The 24,042-nt window shown below is 72.8% G+C and carries 19 protein-coding genes; 3 read left to right on the forward strand and 16 right to left on the reverse strand.

The genetic code is table 11. The features are described from left to right. Window positions 1-444: 444 nt before the first annotated feature. Window positions 445-1,971 carry an AAA family ATPase gene (locus MXD62_RS22835; RefSeq protein WP_248831516.1) on the reverse strand — a complete coding sequence of 509 codons (1,527 nt, stop codon included), beginning with the start codon at window positions 1,969-1,971 and terminating at the stop codon, window positions 445-447. Between the two features lie 149 nt (window positions 1,972-2,120). On the opposite strand from MXD62_RS22835, the gene MXD62_RS22840 reads away from it, so the two are divergent. Next, complete coding sequence (locus tag MXD62_RS22840; protein WP_071060805.1) at window positions 2,121-2,657, forward strand: flavoprotein; 537 nt, start codon at window positions 2,121-2,123, stop codon at window positions 2,655-2,657. 9 nt (window positions 2,658-2,666) lie between these two features. On the opposite strand, the gene MXD62_RS22845 is transcribed toward MXD62_RS22840, so the two are convergent. The 8 genes from MXD62_RS22845 to MXD62_RS22880 form a co-directional block, all read right to left on the reverse strand. Continuing rightward, complete coding sequence (locus MXD62_RS22845; RefSeq protein ID WP_248831517.1) at window positions 2,667-3,620, reverse strand: SGNH/GDSL hydrolase family protein; 954 nt, start codon at window positions 3,618-3,620, stop codon at window positions 2,667-2,669. Window positions 3,621-3,797: 177 nt separating this feature from the next. Then, window positions 3,798-4,559: a type III pantothenate kinase gene (locus MXD62_RS22850; protein WP_012157640.1), complete on the reverse strand. Its 762-nt coding sequence runs from the start codon at window positions 4,557-4,559 to the stop codon at window positions 3,798-3,800. A gap of 58 nt (window positions 4,560-4,617) precedes the next feature. After that, a complete protein-coding gene (gene nadC / locus MXD62_RS22855; RefSeq protein ID WP_248831518.1) occupies window positions 4,618-5,646 on the reverse strand; it encodes a carboxylating nicotinate-nucleotide diphosphorylase in 1,029 nt (342 codons plus the stop codon). Further along, entirely contained in the window at window positions 5,643-7,439 is a 1,797-nt protein-coding gene (locus tag MXD62_RS22860; protein WP_248831519.1) for an L-aspartate oxidase, read from the reverse strand. Before MXD62_RS22860 ends, nadC begins: the two co-directional genes overlap by 4 nt. A 4-nt stretch (window positions 7,440-7,443) precedes the next feature. After that, complete coding sequence (panD, locus tag MXD62_RS22865) at window positions 7,444-7,893, reverse strand: aspartate 1-decarboxylase (protein WP_071060811.1); 450 nt, start codon at window positions 7,891-7,893, stop codon at window positions 7,444-7,446. A 3-nt stretch (window positions 7,894-7,896) separates the two neighbouring features. Continuing rightward, window positions 7,897-8,979 carry a pantoate--beta-alanine ligase gene (gene panC, locus MXD62_RS22870; protein ID WP_248831520.1) on the reverse strand — a complete coding sequence of 361 codons (1,083 nt, stop codon included), beginning with the start codon at window positions 8,977-8,979 and terminating at the stop codon, window positions 7,897-7,899. 246 nt (window positions 8,980-9,225) lie between these two features. Next, window positions 9,226-11,763: an MMPL family transporter gene (locus MXD62_RS22875; RefSeq protein WP_248831521.1), complete on the reverse strand. Its 2,538-nt coding sequence runs from the start codon at window positions 11,761-11,763 to the stop codon at window positions 9,226-9,228. A gap of 133 nt (window positions 11,764-11,896) precedes the next feature. Continuing rightward, window positions 11,897-12,808 carry a phosphoribosylaminoimidazolesuccinocarboxamide synthase gene (locus tag MXD62_RS22880; protein WP_248831522.1) on the reverse strand — a complete coding sequence of 304 codons (912 nt, stop codon included), beginning with the start codon at window positions 12,806-12,808 and terminating at the stop codon, window positions 11,897-11,899. A gap of 162 nt (window positions 12,809-12,970) precedes the next feature. Here MXD62_RS22880 and MXD62_RS22885 point away from each other — a divergent pair, with 162 nt between their 5' ends. Beyond that, window positions 12,971-13,576, forward strand: a complete 606-nt coding sequence (locus MXD62_RS22885) for a hypothetical protein (RefSeq protein ID WP_248831523.1) — start codon at window positions 12,971-12,973, stop codon at window positions 13,574-13,576. A 735-nt stretch (window positions 13,577-14,311) separates the two neighbouring features. Next, window positions 14,312-14,788, forward strand: a complete 477-nt coding sequence (locus MXD62_RS22890) for a hypothetical protein (RefSeq protein WP_248831524.1) — start codon at window positions 14,312-14,314, stop codon at window positions 14,786-14,788. A 159-nt stretch (window positions 14,789-14,947) separates the two neighbouring features. On the opposite strand, the gene purB is transcribed toward MXD62_RS22890, so the two are convergent. The 7 genes from purB to MXD62_RS22925 form a co-directional block, all read right to left on the reverse strand. Further along, on the reverse strand, window positions 14,948-16,255 hold the full coding sequence (gene purB, locus MXD62_RS22895; RefSeq protein ID WP_248831525.1) for an adenylosuccinate lyase: 1,308 nt from the start codon (window positions 16,253-16,255) through the stop codon (window positions 14,948-14,950). After that, window positions 16,252-16,815 (reverse strand): 5-(carboxyamino)imidazole ribonucleotide mutase, encoded by a 564-nt coding sequence (purE, locus tag MXD62_RS22900; protein WP_248831526.1) that lies wholly within the window; start codon window positions 16,813-16,815, stop codon window positions 16,252-16,254. The genes purB and purE overlap by 4 nt, the downstream gene beginning before the upstream one ends. Further along, entirely contained in the window at window positions 16,812-18,131 is a 1,320-nt protein-coding gene (gene purD, locus MXD62_RS22905) for a phosphoribosylamine--glycine ligase (protein ID WP_248831527.1), read from the reverse strand. Before purD ends, purE begins: the two co-directional genes overlap by 4 nt. A gap of 423 nt (window positions 18,132-18,554) precedes the next feature. Further along, window positions 18,555-19,505: a hypothetical protein gene (locus tag MXD62_RS22910; RefSeq protein WP_248831528.1), complete on the reverse strand. Its 951-nt coding sequence runs from the start codon at window positions 19,503-19,505 to the stop codon at window positions 18,555-18,557. A gap of 172 nt (window positions 19,506-19,677) precedes the next feature. Beyond that, window positions 19,678-20,961, reverse strand: coding sequence for an adenylosuccinate synthase (locus MXD62_RS22915; protein WP_012157655.1), 1,284 nt, complete (start codon window positions 20,959-20,961; stop codon window positions 19,678-19,680). A gap of 88 nt (window positions 20,962-21,049) precedes the next feature. Continuing rightward, on the reverse strand, window positions 21,050-21,478 hold the full coding sequence (locus MXD62_RS22920) for a DUF3151 domain-containing protein (protein ID WP_248831529.1): 429 nt from the start codon (window positions 21,476-21,478) through the stop codon (window positions 21,050-21,052). 930 nt (window positions 21,479-22,408) lie between these two features. After that, window positions 22,409-23,152, reverse strand: coding sequence for a transglycosylase family protein (locus MXD62_RS22925; RefSeq protein WP_248831530.1), 744 nt, complete (start codon window positions 23,150-23,152; stop codon window positions 22,409-22,411). Window positions 23,153-24,042: the final 890 nt, after the last annotated feature.

The following is a 24,042-nucleotide window of genomic DNA, read 5'->3' on the forward strand; positions in this document are numbered from 1 at the left end:
TGGCGCGCGTGATGTCCGGGTTCACCCGGAAACGTCCACTACCCAGCCGTGTCCACCCTGGTGGACCCGGCCCGTCCGCCGACGGCTCGGTGGACGGGCCCGCCGGGCGCCACCTTCTATCTTCTTTGCCTGCCCCGCGCGCAGGACCACTGAACCGACCGCGGACGGATTCGCCGTGGCCGACCTACGCGACTGGGCAACTCAGCGACCTGTGACCGATGCGACCTGTGACCGATGCGACCTGTGACCGATCTGACCTGCGACCCGACTGACCTGTGACGCGCCTGACCCGAGACTGACCCGACCCGGAGCCGCGTCCACGAGATCAGCAAGTGAGGTTGACCTTATACCCCGCGCCCTCGGCGGTCCGGCTCATCACGGTGGGAGGCCGGGGTGGCGCCGACCCGACCTGCGCCACGGTTCCCTGATCCGGAGTCAGCCGAGTCAGCCGGCGCGGCCGGGGCGGGGGCGGTCGGGACGCACCCGGGGCATGGCGACGGTGGGTGGCAGCCCCGGCGGCAGGGGAGCGGCCATCGAGACCGGGCCGACGGAGTCCGGGCTGGTGGCGACGCTCGCCTCGGGGGCGACGGAGGCGCCGGCTATGACCGGCGCGCTGAGCGCACCCGCGACCGGCCCGGCTGGTAGGCCTGCCGCCGGCCCTCCGGGCCGACCCGCGACCGGGCTGGTGGCGACGCGCGCGGCCGGGCCGTCGGCGATCGCCGCGCGCGGAGCGGTCTCGCTCCGGGCGAGAGGAACCCGGCTCAGGGCCACCTCGGCGTCGGGGCCGAGGGCCGGGCGCGGACCGCCTACCGCCCCGAGACCTACCGTGAGGCCTGCAGTGGAACCTGCCATGGGACCTGCCGCCGGACCTGCCGTGGGGCTCGTGCCCGGCGGCCGTCCACCCACGGGGCGGTGATCCACCCGAGGCGCCGGCTCCAGCTCCCGGGGACCGGGCCGCCGCTCGGCCTCGGCCATCCGGCGCGCGATCCGGACGGCCAGCGTGGAGAAGTCGCGGTAGGCGCGCTGTGTGGTCTGCAGGTGGCTTCCGACGATGCCGTCCGACGGGCGCAGCGCGAAGACCGGCCGCCGGGCGAGCTGCGCGAGCGGCATGAGGCTGCGGTAGTGCTGCACCTGGGCCAGGCAGTGCTGATCGACGGCGATGTCGACCGGCACCCGGGGAGCGACGCCGAGGACCTCCTGGGCGTAGACCGTCGGCATGCGGGAGATCCAGCGGCTGTGCGCGCGCGACGGCCGGTCGGAGCGCCCGTGCGGTGTCAGCATGACGTAACCGAGGGGGCGCATACCACCACCTGGCAGGCCTGCGACGTCACGCGGGGCCCGGGCCAGCCGGTCAGCCCAGCCGTCGCGCCACGCCCGCAGGGCCGGGCCGAGGTTGCGCAGACCCTGCATGCTGAACAGGTCCGGGGCGAGCGGGACGACGACATGGTCGCTGGCCACCAGGGCGGCCCGGTTGATCACGCCGAGATTCGGGCCGACGTCGATCACCACGATCTCGACGTCGTGCAGGTCGGCCACCGCGCGCACCAGCCGGCCCAGCGCGCTCATGACGCGGAAGGCCCGGGGGTTGCCGGGCCCCTCGAGGCAACGTGGCCAGGCCTGCGAGAGCTCGTCCTCGAAGCCGGAGAGCTCCAGGTCGCCGGGGAGCAGGACGAGGTTGTCGCCGACCAGCTGGCCGGGCGCGGGCGCGATGTCGCCGGTGCCCTCGATCAGCGGGCGCAGCATCCCGTGGATGGTTCGCGCCGGTGCGGCGGACCGCCGGGCCTCGGGGTGCCACAGGCGTTCGAGCGTGTCCTCGTCCAGGAAGGAGGCGGTCAGGTTCGCCTGTGGGTCGAGATCCGCCGCGAGGACGCGCCGGCCGAGGTCGGCGTACATGTTCGCCAGGTGGTAGACGAGGGACGTCTTGCCCACGCCGCCCTTGTTGTTGAAGAACGCGACCACTGCGGCGGACATGCGCCTCCCCGTCGTCGACCGGAGGATCCCGCGGCCCCGGTCGTTCATAGTGGCACGGACGAGACATTCTTCCCGCAGTCGACGCGCTCGCGGTGCCGATTCGGCAAGTCCGATGGACGAGACGGCGCGGCCACCGAGACTTGGCAGCCATGACGACCTCACCGCGAGTGCTCTACCACGTCGTGTGCGCGGCGCTGCCCGCGCTGGCCGCCGCGGACTTCGCCACCGAGGCCCGCCGGGACGGCTGGGACGTGTGCGTCGTGACGACGCCGCGGGCCGCCGCCTGGCTGGACCTGCCTGCCCTCGCCGCGGCCACGGGGCATCCCGTGCGCACCGACTACAAGTTTCCGGGCCAGCCCGACGTCCTCCCGCCGCCGGCCGCCTTCGTGGTGGTCCCGGCGACCTTCAACACGATCAACAAGTGGGCGGCCGGCATCGCGGACACCCTCGTGCTGGGGCTGCTCACCGAGGCGCTCGGCCTCGGTCTCCCGGTCGTCGCGGCGCCCTGCCTGGCGGAGCCGCAGGCGGCCCATCCGGCCTTCGCGGCGTCGTGCCGCACGCTGCGCGGCGCCGGCGTGCGGCTGCTCGACCGCTGGACGGCGCGCGATCCCGGCCTGGCCGCCGGCGGCTGGGAGACGGCCGACACCCGGCGGGTGCTCGCCGAGCTCCGGTCCGCCGCGGGCTGACGCCAGCCGTCAGCGGTCGTCGAAGAGGGCCTTGTGGACGGTTTTCGCCAGGGCCTCCTGGCCGGCCCGGCTCGGATGGGCGCTGAGACTCCGGCTCGCGCCGAAAAGGCCGATCGGATTCACCCAGGAGTCCTTGGTGCACATTTCATGACCGCGCAGGGACCGATCGGTCGATACGTACTCGACACCGGCCTCGGACGCCGCCCTGTGGATAGTCCGGTTGAGCGCGTTGTTCAGGCTGGCGAGCTGGCGGCGCTCACTCTTGTCGAGCCATCGGCAGGTGTTGTCGCTCTGGGACCGCGGAACGATGGTGGGATACCCGACGACCACGATCCGGGAGTGCGGCGCCGCGGCCTTCACCTCTTTGTAGGTGGCGACCAGGACGTCGGGAAGCACGTCCTCGACGTAGTCCCGCCGGCGGCGGTCGTCGCCGTCCCAGAAGCACTTCCATGCGACACAGCTGAACATGACCTGGCTGAACCCGGCGTCGTTGCCGCCGATGGTCAGCGTCACCACGTCGGGCGGGGTCGGCAGGGCGCGCAGCTGGTCGAGCTGGGGCGAGGAGCCCCGCTGGGGCTCGGTCATGGCCTCCGTCGTCGCACCCCCGCACGCCGCGTGCAGGACGGTGGTGGCCGGCGGGTCGAGGGTGGCGAGCAGCCGTGGCCACGCCCCGGCGCTGCGGCGGCAGCTCGCGAAGGCCGCTTCGAACGGGGGCGTTCCCTCACCGGAGGAGTATGAGTCGCCCAGTGCGGCCACGGTCAGCGTTCCCGGTGCCGCGGTGGCCCCGCCGGCCATCCCCACAGGTGCCCCGACGAGAACGAACAGTGCGGCCGAGACGAACAGTACCGTCCAGGTGAACGGCGTTGTTCGGTTGAACGTCGCTGTTCGGATGGACGGGGCCGTCCAGCCGTGCCGGCCGTGCGGGCCGCCGAATCGTGAGGTCGCCCCCGTGCTGTGCCGCATGAGGGAAAGGCTAACCCGGGCACGCCGATGCCGGATGGTTTCCTGCCCGGAACGGGGATGTAGCTGGCGGCGCGTCACCGGATTACCGCGGAGTCCGGCTGTTCCGTCCGACGGCGCCCGGATGGTTGTCGGAAATCCGATAGAGACGGCGCGGACCGGGTCTTCCCGGACTTCACCTCAGCGCGGTTCGGTGTTCTTCTCGAAGACAAGCCGCAGCCCGATCAGGGTCAGGTGCGGCTCGTGATTGTCGAGGGTTTCGCTCTCCTTGATCACCAGCGGGGCCAGGCCGCCGGTGGCGATCGTGGTGGCCGGTGTGCCCAGCTCGGCCCGGATGCGGCGGACCAGCGCGTCCACCTGGCCGACGACGCCGTAGATCATCCCGGACTGCAGTGCCTCGACGGTGCTCTTGCCGATCACCGAACGGGGGGTGGTCAGCTCGACGTTGCGCAGCTGCGCGGCACGGGAGGCCAACGCGTCCAGCGCGACCTCGATGCCCGGCGCGAACGCCCCGCCGAGGAACTCGCCCCGCGCGGACACCACGTCGATGTTCGTGGCCGTGCCGAAGTCGACCACGATCGCCGGGCCGCCGTAGAGGTGGTGGGCGGCCAGCGTGTTCATGATCCGGTCGGCGCCGGCCTCCTTCGGGTTGTCGATGAGGATCGGCACCCCGGTGCGGGTGCCGGGCTCGACGACGACGGTCGGCATCGCCGGGAACGTCCGGCTGACCATCCGGCGGATCTCCCGGAGGGCGGCCGGCACGGTGGAACACACCGAGACACCGCCGATCGGGTGGTCGCCGAGGAGGCCGCGGTAGAGCCAGCCCAGCTCGTCGGCGGTCGCTCTCGGGTCGGTGCGGACCCGCCACGAGTTGGCGAGTTGATCGCCGTCGAAAACACCCAGCACGGTGTTCGTGTTGCCTACGTCGATCGTCAGCAGCATGTTTCGGCCGTCCAGGGTCTGTCCGCTCGGGGGGTGGGGTGCGCGCGGTGCGCGGGCGTCAGCGGGGAGCCGGCACCGCGAGGTCGAAGCCGAGGTCCAGCGCGGGCGCCGAGTGGGTGAGCCCGCCGACGGCGAGGAAGTCGACCCCGGTGGCGGCCACCGCGGCGGCCACGTCGAGGGTGAGCCCGCCGCTCGCCTCCAACAGGACCCCGGCCGGCCGGGCGACGGCGACCGACGCGCGCAGCTCGTCCAGGGACATGTTGTCACAGAGGATCAGGTCGGCTCCGGCGCCGACCGCCTCGACGACCTGCTCGACGGTGTCGCACTCGACCTCGACGGGCAGGTCCGGGTACCGGGCGCGCACCGCGGTGAACGCCGCCGCCACGCCGCCGGCCGCGATCACGTGGTTGTCCTTGACCAGCGCGGCGTCGGCCAGCGACATCCGGTGGTTGCGCCCGCCGCCGCAGCGCACCGCGTACTTCTCCAGCGCGCGCAGCCCGGGCAGGGTCTTGCGGGTGTCGCGGACGGCCGCGCCGGTGCCGGCGACCGCGTCGGCCCACAGCCGGGTCACACTGGCCACCCCGGAGAGGTGGCAGAGCAGGTTGAGCGCGGTCCGCTCGGCGGTGAGAAGCCCACGGACGGGACCACGCACCCGGAGCACCTCCGTGCCCGGAACGACCCGGTCGCCGTCGGCGAGCCTCGGCGTCACGGTGACCGCGGCGCCGAGCAGCACCTCGAACACGGCCGCGGCGACCGGCACGCCCGCCACCACGCCGTCCGCCCGGGAGACCACGGAACCGGTACTGGTCAGCGCCGCGTCCACGGTCGCCGCGGACGTCGCGTCGACCGCCCAGGCCGGCTCGCCCACCTGCGGGGCCGCCTCACCATCTGGCAGGGCTGCCTCGTCCGCCGGCCGGGGTGCCCCGCTGGCCTGCGGGGACGTGGCCACGGGAAGATCCTCGGCGAGGGCCCGACCGATCACGTCGAGGACCGCCGCCGCCTCCAGCCCCGCGGACTTCAGCCCCGCGAGGACGGCGGCCGAAAGCTGGTCGGGGCCGAGCGGCGGGCCCAGCCGCTCGCCACTCACGCCGACCGCGCCTGGGACGCCGCTGACCGGCCCGACGGGCCCGACGGGGCTGACGGGGCCTGCGACCGGGCCGACGGGCCCTGCGCCGCGCGTGCCCCGTTCGACCGTTCCTCGGCCGGCGGTGCCTCGTAGGTCACGATCAGCTTCCCCTCCTGATCCAGCCTGGTCAGCACATGCCCGCGCCAGTGCTCGTCGTCGCGGGCGCCGAAGTCCTCGCGCCAGTGGCAGCCGCGGGTCTCGGTGCGCAGCTCCGCCGCCGCGACCAGCGCGGTCGCCACCGTGCGCAGGTTCGTCATCTCCCAGGCCGCCGGCCCGGCCTGCACGGTCGCCCCGCTGACCCGCAGGTCACCGAGGCCGGCAAGCATCTTGGACGTCGCCCGCAGGCTCTCGGCGCTGCGCAGGACGCCCGCCCCGTCGGTCATCACCCGGGCAAGGTCACCGCGCTCGGTCGGATCGGTCAGGCCCGATCCCCGCGCGCCCGTCGGCTCCCCGGTGGGCGGCGTGCCGCCGGGTCCGTCCACCGGGCGGACCCCGGGCAGCCCGGCGATGTGCTCGGCGATTCGCGCCGCGAACACCAGCCCCTCCAGCAGGCTGTTGGACGCCAGCCGGTTCGCCCCGTGCACCCCCGTGCAGGCGACCTCCCCGCACGCGTACAGCCCGGGGACGCTCGTGCGCCCCCACACGTCGGTGCGGACCCCGCCACTGGCGTAGTGCGCCGCCGGGGCCACCGGGATCGGCATGGTCACCGGGTCGATGCCCGCGGCCCGGCACCGGGCGGTGATGGTCGGAAACCGGCGCAGGAGCGTCTCGGTGCCCAGGTGGCGGGCATCGAGGAACAGGTGGCGCACCCCCTGCTCGGCCATCACCCGCGACATCCGCTTCGCGACGACATCCCGGGGCGCCAGGTCGGCCAGCGGGTGGACGCCGGCCATCACCCGCCGGCCGGCCGCGTCCACCAGCAGCGCGCCCTCGCCGCGCATCGCCTCGCTGACCAGCGGCTGCTGGCCCGACTCGTGCTCAGGCAGCCACAGCGCCGTCGGATGGAACTGGACGAACTCCAGGTCGGTCACGACCGCCCCGGCACGCAGGGCGAGCGCCACCCCGTCGCCGGTGGAGACCGCCGGATTGGTCGTCGACGCGAAGATCTGCCCCATGCCACCGGTGGCCAGGACGATCGCGCGTGCCGTCACGGCGCCGACGCCGTCCCGGCTGCCCTCGCCGAGCACGTGCAGCGTGGCTCCGACCGCCCGCCCGCCTCGGTCCGTGAGCAGGTCGAGGACGAGCGCGTGCTCGAGCACCTCGATGGACGGGTCGGCGCGCACGGCGGCGATCAGTGCGCGCTCCACCTCCAGCCCGGTGGCGTCGCCACCGGCGTGCGCGATGCGATTGCGCAGGTGGCCGCCCTCGCGGGTGAGTGAGAGCGCCCCGTCGGGCTCCCGGTCGAACCGGGCGCCGAGTGCCGCGAGCTCCCGCACCCGGGCGGGACCCTCGGTGACCAGGATGTCGACCGCCACCGGGTCGCACAGGCCGACCCCGGCCACGAGGGTGTCGCGGTGGTGCTCGGCCGGGGAGTCCCCGACGCCCAGGGCCGCGGCGATGCCGCCCTGGGCCCAGCGGGTCGATCCGGCGTCCAGCAGGGCCTTGGTGACCAGCAGGACGCGGCTGTCCGGGCTCGCCGCGCGCGCGTGCAGCACGGTGGTGAGCCCGGCGATCCCGGACCCGATGACCACGATGTCGGCGTGCCTGGTCCAGCCCGGACGGGGCGCGCCGAGTCGGTGCGGAAGAACAGGCACCTCGCTACGCCCCCCCGCCCAGGCCGCGAGCGCCGGCCGGGTCCAGGACGTCGCCCCGCAGGCTGGACGGATCGCCCGGCAGCGCCGCCGCCGGATCACCGCCCTGCCCGATGATCCGGTTCTCCGCGTCGACGAACAGGACCTTCGGGACGTGCCGGCGTGCCTCGGCGTCATCCATGATCCCGTAGGAGATGATGATGACGAGGTCGCCGGGGTGGACCAGCCGGGCGGCCGCCCCGTTGATCCCGATGATTCCGCTGCCGGCCGGGCCGCTGATCGCGTAGGTCTCCAACCGGGCGCCGTTGTTGATGTCGACGATCGTCACCTGCTCGCCAGGCAGCAGGTCGGCGGCCGCCATCAGGTCGGCGTCGATCGTCACCGAGCCCACGTAGTGCAGGTCGGCCTGGGTGACCGTCGCCCGGTGGATCTTCGAGTTGAGCATGGTCCGGAACACCGGTCAGACCTCCTTGCCCTTGCCGGCGTCGTTGCGAGCCTCGTTGTGGTCTTTGCCGCGGGCTTCGTCGTCGGCGGGGGCCGGCCCGGCCCCCGTCAGGATGAGTTCGACGTTGTCGATCAGCCGGGTGTTCCCGACCCGGGCGGCGACCAGCAGCAGCGCCGGCCCGACCTCGACCGGCCCGAGATCGGACGGGTTGGCCAGCGTCAGGTAGTCGACGTCCACGCCCGGCTCGGCGGCCAGCACCGACCGGGCCGCGGACAGTACGGCCGCCGCGCCCGCTCCAGCCTGCCCGGTGCCGGCGGACAGTGCCCGGGAGAGCGCCAGCGCGCTGCGCCGCTGCTCCGGCCCAAGGTAGGCGTTTCGGCTCGACAGGGCGAGACCGTCGGTGTCCCGCACCGTCGGTACTCCGACGATCTCCACCGGGAACGCCAGGTCGGCGACCATCCGGCGGATGCAGACGAGCTGCTGGGCGTCCTTGCGGCCGAAGAAGGCCACATCAGGGCGCACGAGGTGCAGCATCGTGCCGACCAGGGTGAGCATCCCGTCGAAGTGGCCCGGCCGGGACGCCCCCTCGAGGACGTCGCCGAGCGGGCCGGCACTCAGGGTGACCAGCGGTGCGGGATCATGGACCTGGGCCGGGGCGTAGACGGCGTCGACGCCCTCGCGCGCGCAGAGATCGAGGTCGGCCTCGAAGGTGCGGGGGTAGCGGTCGAGATCCTCACCCGGCCCGAACTGCAGCGGGTTCACAAAGATTGTGACCACCACCTGGTCGGCCCGGCGCCGGGCCGCTCTGATCAGCTCGGCGTGCCCGCGGTGCAGGGCGCCCATCGTCATCACGACGGCGCGCACCCCCCGCGCGGGGCCGTCCCCGACGGGGGACGCGCCGGGTTCGCTCAGCAGGGCGGCGAGCTCGGCGCGGGTGCGGGCGACGGCGGGCCGGCCCGTTCGGGCCGGTGGTCCGGAGGCGGTGGTCCCGCCCCCCGGCCCGGCTGACGCCGATGGCGAGGTCGGTGCAGCCGGCGAGGGCAGCGAGGTCGGTGCGGCCGGCCCGGAAATCGGGCGGGCGGGCGATTGGGCAGGCATGTGAACAGGCATCTGTCCGTTCCAGTCCTCGGATGGGGTACCGGACGTCGCCGGACACTGTAACCCGCATGCAACCTCCCTCGGCCCGGTCTGTGACCGGGCCGTCTTTCACCGCGCAAGCCTGGCCGGGACGGCATCGGGCCGGCTCGCGCCGCGGCCGGAGACCCGAGAAGACACACCGCCCCCGGCCGCTACGGCGCGACCGGGGGCGGTGACTGGACGGAATCGGTGACTGGACCTGCGCGGTCAGTCCTGGCGGTGACGGGGGAAGTCGCCCATGCCGGAGAACGGGCCGTGGCCGGCGGGTGCGGGGGGCGCGGCGGGCGCGGGGGCCTGCGCCGGGAGCTGCGGCCGGCGGTCACCCGCCGGCACCGGGACGACCGTCCCCCGGTCGTCGTCGGCGACGGCTGCGGGCCGGCGGCGCCACGCCCGCTCGCCGATCAGCGTCAGGACGGCTGGCATCAGGATCACCCTGATCACGGTCGCGTCCAGCAGGATCGCCGCGCCGAGCCCCACGCCGAGCTGCTTCATGCTCACCTGCGACAGGGTGGCGAAGATGCTGAACACCGCCACCATGATCACGGCCGCGCTGGTCACCACCCCGGCGCTACGCCGGACCCCGACCAGCACCGCGTCGCGCATCGGCAGGCCCGAGTCGTAGGCCTCCCGGACCCGGCTGAGCACGAACACCTGGTAGTCCATGGACAGGCCGAACAGGATCACGAAGAGCATCAGCGGCAGCCAGTTGGTGATGGCCCCGGTCGAGGTGTAGCCGAGCAGGCCGTCCGCCCAGTGATGCTGGAACACCACCACGAGCAGGCCGTACGCCGCGGCCACCGACAGCAGGTTCAGCGCGACGGCCGCCGCGGCGACGATGGCGCTGCGGAACGCGGCCAGCAGCAGCAGGAAGGCCAGGACCAGCACGAACCCGATCACCAGCGGGGTGCGCCCGTTGAGCTGGGCGTTGAAGTCGGCCGAACCGGCCGTCCACCCGGTGACGTCCGCCGACATCCCGGAGACCGGGTCGATCGTGCTGGGGATGATCTCCCCGCGCAGCGTGTCGAGCACCCGCAGCGAAGCGTCGTCGGTGCCCCCGCCCGCGATCGGGATCGAGATCTTGGCGACCTGGCCGTCCGCGCTGATCTCGGTGGTGATCGGTTCGTACATCATGCCGCTGGCCAGCGCCCGCTCGCGCAGCGCGTCGATGGCGCCCACCGCCTGCGGCGCCCGCATGTCGGCGGCCGAGACCACGACGACCGCGGCCGTCTGCTCGCCCGGGAAGGCCGCCTGGACCCGATCGTAGGTCTGCATGATCGGAAGATCGTCGGGGATGTCGTCCATGCCCGGCTCGACGGTCCGCAGCCCCAGGGCGGGCACCGCCAGCAGGATCAGCAGCCCGCCGGTGACCACCGCGACGATGCCGGGGCGGCGCAGCAGCCGTCCCATCAGGCCGGGCCGGGTCAGATCCGCGCCCGCGGGGGTCGTGGTGCCCGCCGTGTTCACTCCGGTCGCGGCCACCGCCGCGGCGTCGGCGCGGGTGGCGGCGCGGCGGTGCCAGGGCAGCCGCAGGAGCTCGACCCGGTCACCCAGCCAGGACAGCACCGCCGGCAGCACTGTGAGCGAGCCGAGCACCGCGATCAGCACCACGATGACCGTGCCGCCGGCGATTCCGCTGAACACGCTCAGCCCGGTCAGCAGCAGACCCGCCATCGAGACGGCGACCGTCAGCCCGGACACCAGAACGGCGTGACCCGAAGTGTCCGCGGCGATCTCCAGCGCGCGTTGCGGGCTGTGCCCGGCGGCCCGCTCCTCACGCTCGCGGCGGATGTAGAACAGGGCGTAGTCGACGCCGACCGCCAGGCCGATGAGCAGCATGACCGAGGTCGCGGTCTCGTCCGTGGGCAGCAGCCGGCTGGTGAAGGCGACGACACCCAGCGCCCCGACGAACGCGGTCAGCGCGAGCGCGACCGGCACCAGCGCGGCGACGACCGCGCCGAAGACGGCCAGCAGAATGCCGAGGGTGAGCGGGATGGCGAGCAGCTCGGCCCGCTTGAAGTCCTTGCCGATCGTGTCGCCGAGCGCCTTGTCGGCACTCGCCTCGCCGACCTCCTCGACGAGCAGCCCCGGATGCTCGTCGGCCGCGGCCGCGACGGCGGCCAGCACCGGGTCGATCCGGTCGGTGGCGGTGTCCTCGTCACCGCGCATCTCGAAGGTCACCATGACCGAACGACGGTCGGTGGACACCAGCCCGGGGTTCGCCTCCACCCCGGGCAGCGCGATCGGCGCCCGCAGGTTGGTCACCTCACCGGTGCCGTCGAGCCGCGCGGCGACGTCCGCGAGGGCGGCCCGCAGCTCGGGGTCGGCGAGCAGCTCCTCGGGGCTGGCCGCCTGCGCCGGCCGCTGGATCAGCACGTTCTCGTTGGCGGGGGAGGTGAACCCGTGCGCGTCCAGGGTGCTCTGGGCCCGCCCGTCCTCACCGACGCTGTAATCGTCGTCACCGAGGGTGCTGGTCCCGATCAGGCTCCCCAGCAGCGTGACGAGCACGACGCCGAGGATCCAGCCGCCGATGGCGAGGCGGCGGTGCCGCACGCTCCACCGGGCCGCGCGGGCGGCCAGGTGGGTGGCGTGCGTGCGTGTGGGCGTGGGGCCGTCGGGGGACGCGCCGGTCGGCGCGGCCCGGTGAGCATGGCGTGGGCCGCGGTCGGCCGGCCCGTCCGAGGCGCCGGACCCCGACGGGGCGGGTGAGCGGCGCGGCGTCGATGCTGTCGGAGGTCTCGTGCGCATGGAACGACGATCTCGTTCCGGCCGTTCCTGGTCACTGCGGAGAGCTACCAGGTTTGAGGTGCCGAAATCCTCCGGTGCCCGGTGGGGTTCGCTCGCGGCCCCAGGTGGGGCTAACCCCCGGCCGGCGGGATGGTCACGCGGTGGACAGGTAATCCTTGAACGAGATCCCGGTCAGCCGCTCGTAGGCCTCGACATAGCGGGCGCGCGTCGACTCGACGATGTCGTCGGGCAGCTCCGGTGCCGGCGGGTTGCGGTCCCACCCCGTGCTGACCAGGTAGTCGCGGATGAACTGCTTGTCATAGGACGGCTGGGTGCCGCCCGGAGTCCAGGCGTCCGCCGGCCAGAACCGGGACGAGTCGGGGGTGAGCACCTCGTCGGCGAGCCGCAGCACGCCGTCGGTGTCGTGGCCGAACTCGAACTTGGTGTCGGCCAGCAGGATCCCGCGCTCGGCGGCCAGGTCGCTGGCCCGCCCGAAGATCTGCAGGGTGAGCCGCTCGAGCTCGGCCGCCAGCTCCGCGCCGACCCGCCCGGCCGCGTCGTCCCGGCTGATGTTCTCGTCGTGCTCCCCGATCGGCGCCTTCGTCGACGGCGTGTAGATCGGGTTCGGCAGCCTGCTGCCATCCTCCAGGCCGGCGGGGAGCGGATGGCCGCTGACGGTGCCGGAGCGCTGGTAGTCCTTCAGCCCGCTGCCGGTCAGGTAGCCGCGGGCGACACACTCGATCTGCACCATGTCCAGCCGGCGGCACAGCATCGAACGCCCGCGCAGCTGCTCGGCGTAGGGCGCGAGCTCCGCCGGGTACTCGTCCACACTCGAACTGATCACATGGCTCGGGACGAGATCACCGAGCTGGTCGAACCACCACAGGCTGAGCCCGGTGAGCACCGCGCCCTTGTCGGGGATCTCCGTGGGCAGCACGACGTCGAAGGCTGAGATCCGGTCGCTCGCCACGAGCAGCACCGCGTCATCCCCGACCGCGAACAGCTCACGCACCTTCCCCGAGCCGAGATGCGTCAGCCCGGCGAACTCCTCATGTGTCAGCGGCATGGTCCGACCGTACCGGTAGCCTCCTGCCCGGGACGCCCGCTCAACGTGCCTCTTCGTGATGCCCCCGCTCGGTTGCCCGGCGGCGGACCCCGGGCCGGGGCGACCGGCCCGGGGTCCTGGTCGGGATGCGGATGCCGGCGGCCGCCGGCAGCATGTCGCCTTGTGGCGAGCGCCGGGGACACCGCGGGCGGTTCAACGGCCGACGGCGCCTTCCGCGCCGCGGCCCGGGCCATCCTCTTCCCGTCAACCGGTCATCCCCGGCACGCCGTCTACGGGACGGTGCTGGCCGCCGGCCTGATCGCCGCCCAGGACCCTGATCAGGACTCGGCCGCCGAGATCATCGCCGCGGTCGCCACGACAATGGTCGTCTTCTGGCTGGCACACGGCTACGCCCACGCCATCGGCCACCGCGTCCGGCGCGACACCGGTGACGGCATCGGGCGCGTAGCCGATCGCCGAGCCGGCGCCGGCGCCGGCGCCGACGCCGGCTTCGGCTGGTCTGGCGCCCGGCGCGCGCTGGTCGAGAACTGGCCGATGGTCCGGGCCTCGTTCCTGCCGCTCGCCGTGCTGGCAGTCGCCCGTGCGGCCGGCGCGAGCGTCAGCGACGCGCAGGAGGCGGCACTGTGGACCTCGCTGCTGCTGCTCTGCGCGTGGGGCCTGTTCTCCGGGCGCGCGGGAGGCCTACGCCGCTGGCGACTCGCCGGCTACACCGCGGGAATCGCCCTACTCGGCATCGTTCTGATCGGCCTGGAGGTCGCCATCCACTGACCATTGCCCAGAAGTAGCCGGCAACCGCCAGGCGCGGCCGGTATTCGGGCATCCGTGAAGGTGTGATGTGGGGGGCGGGTGGCTGGGGTCCGGTCCGGGTCGGTCCGGGCTGGTCCGGACCGATTCTGGCGCTCGGCTACTCGCCTTTTCGTTTCTTTCTCGCCGTTTCGGGTGGCTTTTCCGGTGGAACCCTGCCTGAAAGAGTGAGAAGGATGTCAAAGGGCGAGCAGGCTACCGGGGTGTGCGGGGTCGACCCGTGATCTCCGATCTCCGGGCCCCTGGCCCCCAGGTCCAGATGCTGCCGGCTCCGGGTTCCGAGGTTCCCCGGCCCCCGAGCACAGAGGCAGCCGGGCCCCCGGGCAGCCGGGCCCCAGAGGTCGCCGGGTGTACGAGGCCCGGGGTCGAGACCTCCGGGGCTGCCCCCGGCCCTTCGTCCCGCCGGCGCCTACCCGGGATCCCTACCTCTGAACCCGGAAGACAAAAATATTGGGAAATCGTATTCGTGCTTATATCTTTAGTGCGCCCGACGGTTGGCTATCGAAGAATTTTCAGCCAGGTCATCGATCGAGGGCTGGATATCGGCGCACGGCTGGATTTGCTCCTGGCACCGTGGAAGGCATGAGTCGCCACGACCCCGCGCTTGCTCGGGCCCTGGCGGTCGCGTGCCGCCAGAAGGGTGCGCTCACGCGCGTACAGGCGCGTTGTGCCGGCCTTACCGACCATCGCCTACATCAGTTGGTCCAGAACGAGGACTGGCTTAATCCCGTCCAGGGCGGATATGTCGTCCCCACCTGCGACACTTATCTTGGGCGCTGTCAGGCGGCGCTGCTCGTCCTGCCGTGCGCCACCCTCTGCGGCCTGACGGCAGCGCGCCTGCACGAGTTCCCGACCCTGCCGCCGTGCTCGGACGACGAGCCGATCCACCTGCTCCTGCCACCCGGTTCCTCGCGGCGGCGGAACAAGGGCGTCGTGCTGTGGTACGACGCGATGTCCGCCGAGCAGCAGGAGCAGGTGCACGGCCTGCGGGCGACGAGTGCGGCCCGCACGCTCGTCGACCTGCTGGCGTCGGGATCACGTGACACCGCGGCCAGCCTGCTCGACCATGCGGCTGAGGGCGGCCTCGTCGCGCCCGAGGAGCTCGACGAGCTGCGCGGCGCCCTTGACACCCAGCCCGAGGCGACTCGGCCGGACCCCGTCCGGCCCGACACCTGACCTCGGCTTTCACCCGTTGCCCGCGACCCGACCCGACCGGGCTGGGCAGGACCGGGCCAGACCGGACCGGGTTGGGCCAGACCGGACCGGGTTGGGCCAGGCCGGACCGGGTTGGGTCAGGCCCTTCCGTCCTGTCCGGCCCCGGTACGTCCGCTTCGTCTAGCTCAGCGCGGCCAGCCGGTCGAAGACGGGGGTGAGCCGCTCGACGTAGCGTTCCGGTCGGCTGACCTCGTCCAGGCGAGCCTCGTCGAGCGGCAGGCCGCGGTCGCCCGCGTGCTTGCGCAGCGTCTCGCGGAAGGGGACGCCCGTCTGCCAGGTTTCCATCGCCGCCGCCTGGGTGACGGCGTAGGCGTCCTCGCGCGACAGCCCGGTTTCCACCAGCTCCAACAGCACCGCCGAGGTGTAGACGAGCCCGCCGGTGGCGTCGAGGTTCGCCCGCATCCGTTCCCGGTCGACGACGAGGCCGTCGACGAGCCGGGTGGTGAGGTGCAGCAGGTAGTCCACGCCGCAGGCGGCGTCCGGCAGGGCGATGCGCTCGGTGGAGGAGTGCGAGATGTCCCGCTCGTGCCACAGCGGGACACCTTCGAGGACGGGCACGTACTGGGCCCGGACGATCCGGGCGATCCCCGCGATGCGCTCCGACATGATCGGGTTCTTCTTGTGCGGCATCGCGGACGAGCCCTTCTGGCCCGACCCGAACGGCTCGGACAGCTCCCGGACCTCTGTGCGCTGCCCGTGCCGCACCTCGAGGGCGACCGCCTCGCAGACCGTCGCCAGGCCGGCGAGGGCCGCGACCCAGGAGGCGATCCCGTCCCGCAGGACGACCTGTGTCGCGACCGGCGCCGGGGTGAGGCCGAGCTTGTCCGCGACGTAGCCCTCCACGTCGGTGTCGATGTTCGAGTATGTGCCGACCGCTCCCGAGATCTTCGCGACGCCGACGTCCGCCCGCGCCGCGCGCAGCCGGTCACGGCAGCGGGCCATCCCGAAGGCCAGGTCGGCGACGCGGTGGCCGAACACCGTCGGCTCGCCGTGGATGCCGTGCGTGCGGCCGACCCGCAGGGTCCCGCGGTGCGCCAGCCCGAGGTCGCGCAGCGCGGCGACCAGCCGGTCGGCACGGGCGAGCAGCAGGTCGGTGGCCTCGACGAGCTGGCAGGCGAGCGCGGTGTCGAGCAGGTCCGACGAGGTCATGCCGAAGTGCACGTAGGCCGCGGCGGAACGCGGCTCGGTCTGGTCGGCCCAGGCGGTCAGGAAGGCGATCACGTCGTGCTGGGTGACGGCCTCGATCTCGGCGACGGCCTCCGGCGTCGGGGCCGCCGCGGCACGCACCGGGCCCACCGCGTCGGCCGGAACGCGCCCGGCCGCCGCGTGCGCCTCCAGGACCAGGACCTCGACCTTGCACCACAGCTCGTACTTGTTCGCCTCGGACCACACCCGACCCATGTCGGGCAGTGTGTAGCGACCGATCATGCGCGTGCCGCCGCGGTCGCCGCCGCCGCGACGTCAGCGAGAGAGTCGGCCGCGGCCTGCTCGAACTCGTCCTTGAACGTCGCGAGCTTCAGGCCGAGATCCGGGTCGGCCAGCGCCAGGATCTGGATCGCGAGGATCGCGGCGTTCGTCGAGTTGTTCAGCCCGACGGTGGCCACCGGCACGCCGGGCGGCATCTGCGCGATGGCGAGCATGGAGTCCATGCCGTCCAGCGCGCCACCGGAGATCGGCACGCCGATGACCGGCAGGGTCGTCAGGGCCGCGACGGCACCCGGCAGCGCGGCGGCGAGCCCGGCGCCGGCGATCACCACCTGGATCTCCCGCGCGCGCAGCTTCCCTACGTACTCCGCGAGCGTGCGCGGGGCGCGGTGCGCCGAGAGGGAGACCTCCTCGTAGGCGACCCCGAAGCGCTCCAGGGTGGCGCCGGCCTTGCTCATGGTCTGGGTGTCCGACGGGGAGCCGTAGACGATCGCCACCCGCGGATCCGTCGAGCCGCCCCTTGCCCCGTTGCCCTGTGACGACTTGCCCTGCGACACGCTCACTCCTTCTTGTCCTGCTGGTCCTGCGACTGGTGAAGGTCGCCCACCCCGGAACCGGCGCGGTGGACGCCCACCGCGCCGCGCATCCGGGACGGGTCCCCGATGTCGGTGCGGTAGTGGGCACCGTCCAGCGAGATGCGGCTGATGGCCTCGTATGCCGATCCTCGCGCGGACTCGAGGTTCGAGCCGATGGCCGTGACGGACAGCACCCTGCCACCCGACGCGACCACCTGCCCCTGTTCGTCCCGGCGGGTCCCGGCGTGGAGCACGTCCACCCCCGCCAGCGCGTCGGCCGCGGCCAGACCACGGATGGGATCACCGAGCCGCGGGTTCGCCGGGTAGCCGGCGGCGGCGACGACCACGGTGATCGCGGCCCCCGACCGCCACACCGGCGGCCGCCGCCCGGAGAGCACGTCGGTCAGCGGCGTGTTGAGCAGTGCCAGGATCGCCTGTACCTCGGGGTCACCGAACCGAACGTTGAACTCGACCACACGAATGCCACGGGACGTCAGCGCCAGCCCGGCGTACAACAGACCGGTGAACGGGGTTCCCCGGCGGGCCATCTCGTCCACTGTCGGCCGGATCACCGTGCGGACCACCTCGGCGGTCAGGTTCCGCGGCGCCCACGGCAGCGGGGTGTAGGCCCCCATCCCGCCGGTGTTCGGGCCGGTGTCGCCGTCGCCGACCCGCTTGTGGTCCTGGGCGGGCAGCAGCGGCACCACCGAGCCGGACTCGGTGACGATCGCGAACAGCGAGACCTCGGGCCCGTCGAGGTACTCCTCGAGCACCACCCGGTCGTCCGGGCCACGCAGGCTCGCCCGGACGGCGTCGACGGCCGCGTCCCGGTCGGTGGTCACGGTGACGCCCTTGCCCGCGGCGAGACCGTCGTACTTCACGACGTACGGCGGGCCGAAAGTATCCAGATCGGCCAGCGCCGAGGAGATCTCGGTGTGGTCCCGCGAATCGGCCGTGGGGACGCCCGCCGCTCGCATGATCTCCTTCGCGAACGCCTTGCTGCCCTCCAGCCGCGCGGCCGCGGCGGACGGGCCGAACGCCCGCAGCCCACGGGCCCTGATCTCGTCGGCCGCGCCGGCGACCAGCGGGACCTCGGGGCCGATCACCGTCAGATCGGCGCGCACCGACTCGGCGAGGGCGGCGACAGCATCCGGATCGTCGACCCGCAGTGGACGCGGCTCGGCCAGCTCCGCCGTCCCCGCGTTGCCCGGGGCGCACACGAGCGAGCCGACATTGGGATCCCGGGCCAGCGCGCGGCACAGTGCGTGCTCGCGCCCGCCGGATCCGACGACGAGGACCTTCACCGGTCGGGGGAGGCCGGGGTGGCGGCCGCGGAAGTCACGGGGTCCAGGTTAGCGCGCACGTTGATCATCCTTTGTCTTGTGGCCCTGTCGGCGATGCCGTCCCGAGTGTCCCGGGGATCGACTGGTGCCAGCAATGTCCGCTTGCTCATCAGCAAGAAGAGACCACGACAGGACCCGTGCCGCCTCCACCGACCACCGCCGTGTCGCATGGTCCGGGCCCCCGCCCGGCGCCCGGCTCGGGCCGCGGGGCTTCGGGGGCGCGCGTCGGCGCTGTCGACGTCCTTTTACCCGTTTCGACGAAGTGTGGCGACTGAATGAGTGCATGGACTCACTCAATCGCCACACTTCTCTGTGCGCGCCGGAAACGGCGCCGGTGGTGGAGATGGAATTAGATGTGGCTAATAGATTGAGAAGGTGGAGGGGCTACAGGCCCACGCCGGCCTGCCAGAGCATGTGAGCCATTCCGTGCACCAGGTGAAGTGCGCAACGGCGGGCGTCCACCTCGGCCATGCCCTCGACTATCGACGGGGCGTCGACGGGCCACACCTGCACCTCACGGCCGAGCACCGTCAGCGGCGCGGGGGCGTCGCGGCCCTCGAAGGTGCGTCCGTCCGGTTCGACGAACAGGTGCAGGGAGCGTCCCGGGGCCGGGAAACTCTCGCAGCGCCAGTAGAGGAGTGGCCAGGCGTGCAGCCGCTCGCGGCGAAGGAGCCGGCGGCGTGCCGGTGTGGTCCCCGACCGACGTCCGTGCCGGCCGGTGGGCGGCGGACTGGCGGTGTCGGGGTCCGCGTCGTCCTCGTCACGGCGGCGGTCCTGTCTGGAGTCGTCCTCCCCGGCCCGTGCGGCGGCCCGTGTGGCGGCGCGGTCCATGGTCGACGTCCGGAGTCGTGGCGTGCCGTTCCAGTCGGGGACATCGTCGTGGGATCGTTCGGCGCGGCGGCCGTTCGTGCGGACGATGACCGGCGGGGTGAGGCGCTCGGCCGCGCAGAAGCCCAGGAAGTCGTCGATCTGGGCCTGGACGTGCTCGGCGATCGCCGCCGCCCGCTCGAGGCGCTGGGCCTCGGCGCGCTTCGAGCTGCGGATGGCGTGACTGCCGCGAAGGAGAACGTCGGTCAGGGTCTCCGGCAGCGCCTCGCCGGTGGGGGAGAAACCGACCGGCCACGTCGCGGGGTCGATGCCGTGGCGTAGCGGATGGTCAGGATGGACGGTGGGTGACCAGCGTGCCGGGCCTGGCTGGCGTGGTGCCGTCGCCGGCTCGAGTTCGGTCGAGGGTCGCGCGGTGGCGAGTGTCTCGTTCGTGATCTCGGAGCCCGCGCCGTCGGCGCCGTCGGCGTGCTCGTCGTCCCAGGAGGCCTGCGACGGGTATCCCGCCATCGCCACCACCCCCGGTCGTCGCCTACTGTGACCGGCCAAGCGTCGACCGTAACGCTCCGTAGCGCAACTCCGGCCCGACCCGATCACCGCGCGACTGTTCACCGCACGGGGGACCGGTCACGGCTCGGGACCGGGCACGGCAGGGTGGACGGCTGTGTGGGCCGTGCCCGGGTCAGATCAGTTCGTTGATCACCAGGGTCTGGGCGCGGCCGGGGCCCACCCCGACCGCCGACACCGGGGCGCCCGCCATCTCCTCGAGTGTCGCCACATACGCCTGGGCGGCCTCGGGGAGATCGGCGAACCGGGTGACACCCGAGATGTCCTCGTGCCACCCAGGCAACTCGACGTAGATCGGTTTCGCGTGGTGGAATTCCGTCTGCGTCATCGGCATCTCATCGGTGCGCTGACCGTTGATCTCGTAGCCCACGCAGACTGGCACCGTGTCGAAGCCGGAAAGTACGTCGAGTTTGGTGAGGAAAAGGTCGGTGAGGCCGTTCACCCGGACTGCGTAGCGGGCGATGACCGCGTCGAACCAGCCGGTGCGCCGGGCCCGGCCGGTGGTGACCCCGAATTCTCCGCCGATGCGGCGCAGCTCCTCGCCGACCTTGTCGTCGAGCTCGGTCGGGAACGGGCCGGCGCCGACCCGGGTCGTGTACGCCTTGATGATCCCGATCACCCGGTTGATGCGGGTGGGGCCGATGCCGGCGCCGGTCGCGGCGTAGCCGGCGGTCGGGTTCGAGGAGGTCACAAACGGATACGTGCCGTGGTCGACGTCCAGGAGGGTGCCCTGGGAGCCCTCGAGGAGGACGACTTTGCCCTCGCGCAGGGCGGTGTCGAGGAGCAGGCCGGTGTCGGCGATGTGCGGGGTCAGCCGCTCGGCGTAGGCGGCGTACTCCTCGACGACCTCGTCGACCTCGATGCGCCGCCGGTTGTAGACCTTGGTCAGGACCTGGTTCTTCTCCCGCAGCGCCAGCTCCAGCTTCTGCCGGAAGATGCCGGGGTCGAGCAGGTCCTGCACCCGGATGCCGGTGCGGGCGACCTTGTCCCCGTACGCAGGGCCGATGCCCCGGCCCGTCGTGCCGATCCGGGCCTTGCCCAGGTACCGCTCGGTGACCCTGTCCAGGGCACGGTGGTGCGGCATGATCAGATGGGCGTCCGCGCTGATGAGCAGACGGGAGACGTCGACTCCGCGGGCCTGTAGGCCGTCCATCTCCGAGAGCAGCACACCGGGGTCGATCACGACGCCGTTACCGATCACCGGAACGCAGTCGGTGCGGAGCACACCGGACGGAATCAGGTGCAGGGCGTAACTCTCCGCACCGATCACCACCGTGTGTCCGGCGTTGTTGCCACCCTGGTAACGGACGACGTAGTCGACGGCGCCGCCCAGGAGGTCGGTCGCCTTTCCTTTTCCCTCGTCGCCCCACTGGGCGCCGATGAGGACTAGTGCGGGCACCGGGCGAGGTTACTAGGGATATGGGCCCGTCGTGGTCCGTCCGCCAGACCCCGCGGGCCGGCGGCGGCGTTCCGTGGCCGGATGGCGGCTATGCGAGACCGAGTTCCGCGGCCGCGGCCGGGTCGCTGTCCGTGAGGAACTGCCGGCACCGGGCCGCCTCCTCGGCATCGTTGATCTCCGCCGCGGCGCGGGAGAGCGCGGCCAGCGCGCGCAGGAAGCCGCGGTTCGGCTCGTGGGACCACGGGACCGGCCCGTGCCCCTTCCAGCCGGACCGGCGGAGCTGGTCCAGGCCCCGGTGGTACCCGGTCCGCGCGTAGGCGTACGCCTCCACCGGGCGCCCGGCGCGCAGCGCGTCCTCGGCGAGGACCGCCCAGCCGAGGCTGATGGCCGGGAACCGGGCGGCGACCGTGTCCGGCGTGTCGCCGGCCCGCAGCGCGTCCGCGGCCGCCGCGTCGGAGGGCAGCAGCGTGGGCGGCGGGCCCGACAGGAGGTTCTGGTTCGCGGGCGGTGTCGTCATGACCTCATCCTGCCCGACGCCGGAGCCGTTCCGGGGTCGAGCCGCCCGCGGACGGCCACTGAACGGCCACGGACGGCCACTGAACGGCCACGGACGGCCGCGGGCCCCGCCGGCATCGCGTCGGCGCCCCGCCGGTGTCGCGACCGGCATCGTGCCGCCGCCGGCCCTACTTCTCCTGTGTCGGTTGATTTCTTCCGTAGTCTGTCTGTTGGTTTTTAGATTTCTGCTTGACGGCAATCGAGGGCCGGGCGGACCACGGCACGGGCGCGGAGGCGAGATCGGGACCAGCCCGGGACCACGGCGCCCTCGTGGAACCTCGTGCCAACGAGGCATAGCCCGACCTGCCAGACGGTCATGAGGACCCGGCGCCCGTCATCCGGAGGTACGCGTGGCCGCCGCAGGTCCGGCGCCGTCCGCCGTCCTGGCGGGTGGCGACGGCGATGTCAGGGGCTGTGCTCCGCTGGGCACCGCGGTCCCGCCCGGCCCGGCCCCACGCCCGGCCTGGTCTCGCTGCGGGTGGGCGGGCGCGCACGACGCCCGGCCCGGCGACATCCAGGCCCCGAGGCGCCTTGGCATGGACGCCGCGCGACGTCCCGCCGTGGCACCGCAGGTCGTCAGTGCCGAGCCGTGGCAGCCGCCAGCCGCTGACGGCGCTGTCAGCCGCTGGGAGCGGATGCGGGTGCCGGCCGTCGGTCGTGCCGCCAGCCGGCTGACGGCGCTGTCAGCCACTGGGGGTGCTGTCGACGGTGTGAGGGCGCTGCCGGCCGTCTCAGGGCGTGCGGACAGCTGTCGACGCTGTCAGCTGTCGGCAACGTCCGCTGACGCCGCCGACGTCGGCCGTCGACGGTGGTGTCAGGTGAAGCCCGGCGCTGCCGGGATGCCCGGCGGGTGGTCCGGTGGTGCTGTGTGTCCGGCGGCGCTGATGGTGTCTCAGCCGTTGACGGTGACGTTCCACAGGTTCTGGCCGACCACGCCGGGCTGACCGTCACTCACTCGGGTGAGGTACGAGTAGAGCGCGGCGATGCCCTGCGATTCCGGGCCGAACTTGCCGTCGACGGTCAGGACGAACCGGCGGTCGCGCATCTCCGCCTGCCATATGAAGGCGTCCGCGCGCACGTCGTCGCCCATACCGACGTTCAGCGCCTCGCCGCCGAACTGGCCGCCGACCTCAGCCCGAGCGCGCTCGAGCGTCATGGGCGGCTCGGCCGGCGTCAGGGCCTGGGCGATCACGTCGCCGCCGGCACCGGACGACGCCGGCGCCGGGCCGTTCCTCGTGAGGCCGAGCTTGCTGGTGCAGCCGGGCCATGGTGACCAGCCGCGGCTGTCGTACAGCTTGTACGCGGCCTCGTCCTGCATCGCGGGAGGAGCCTGGTCGGGTCGGCCGGGGTAGCCCAGGCCCGTCCAGGTGCGCTGGTCGAACTGGTAGGCACCGTAGAAGCCGTTGCCGGTGTTGATGGCGTAGTTGCCGCCCGACTCGCACTTGCGGAGCTTCGCGAAGTCGTCGGCAGTCGCCGCTCCCGCGGGAGCGGCGGTCACCGCGAGCCCGGTGCCGACCAGCGCCGTCACGGCGCCGGTGGTGCGCAGGACCCGAGTCGCGGTGGACGGTCCCTGGGTCGCTCGGTGCCTTCCGCCACGGCCATTGGAACGGGCGGGAACACGATCATGCGATCGCATCAGAGTCCTTCCCGTCGCCTACGGGGTGAGCTGTCGGGTTCGGGCTGGAAGTTGCCCGGTCGGCGCCGCTGGCCCGGAGCCCGTCCTCGCGGATCGGTGTGCTCCCGGCCGCATGTTTCGCCGGCTTAACCCCTAGGACGCCGGGGGGCGTCCGGATGGTGGGTCCCCCGCTCCTGCCCGATGTTGTCCGTGCTCGTTCCGGCCATGGGGACGGGGGCAGGACTCGGCGTCCGTCCGCATGGCCTCGCCCGGGGAGGCGAGTGGGCGGAACTGTAGCGAGATCTAGCTAGACGGCGCAAATTCGGGCGGCTAGTGGGGGATGCGAAAGGACCACATCGGAGCTACCCGAATGGGCTGATTGACGTGTGACGTAGCCGATCGTGACGAGAAGCACTGATCCAGATGACGTTACCGCCAGGCCGCGGACGGCTGTCCGCCGGGGTGGGTCGGGCCGCGTGCCGTCGCGTCTCGACGGCTCCTCTAAAAGTACGTTTGTCGTTCGTTTGTAGTTTTTTCCTAGATAATTACGTTCTGTATATCTAACGTGACTAGATGGAGATTGATGAGTTGTGGGCCCGGGGGCACGGGGCGGGGCGGAGGGAGGACCTGCACGGGCGACGGGATCGGGCTGGCCGTCCGCGGTGGGCGTGTCCCGGCCTGTGCGGGACACGCCCACCTGCCGGGATCACCGGCGTGGACGGCTCCTCCTGCGGCCTGGGCCGGAGGAGATCATGCGGCGGGCTCGACCTAGCCGAGTCGGCGGCGGGTCGCGCGCCGCGGCGACTTGGCTGCCGGAGGGTTCGTCCGATCATCGGGTGGATCACGGATGAGAACACGGCCCCCGGCATCGGGACTTCGACGCAGGCTTGCCGCCTGAGTCCGTACCGCCT

Origin of the sequence: Frankia sp. Mgl5, assembly GCF_023242985.1 — a bacterium.
Lineage (GTDB): Bacteria > Actinomycetota > Actinomycetes > Frankiales > Frankiaceae > Parafrankia > Parafrankia soli.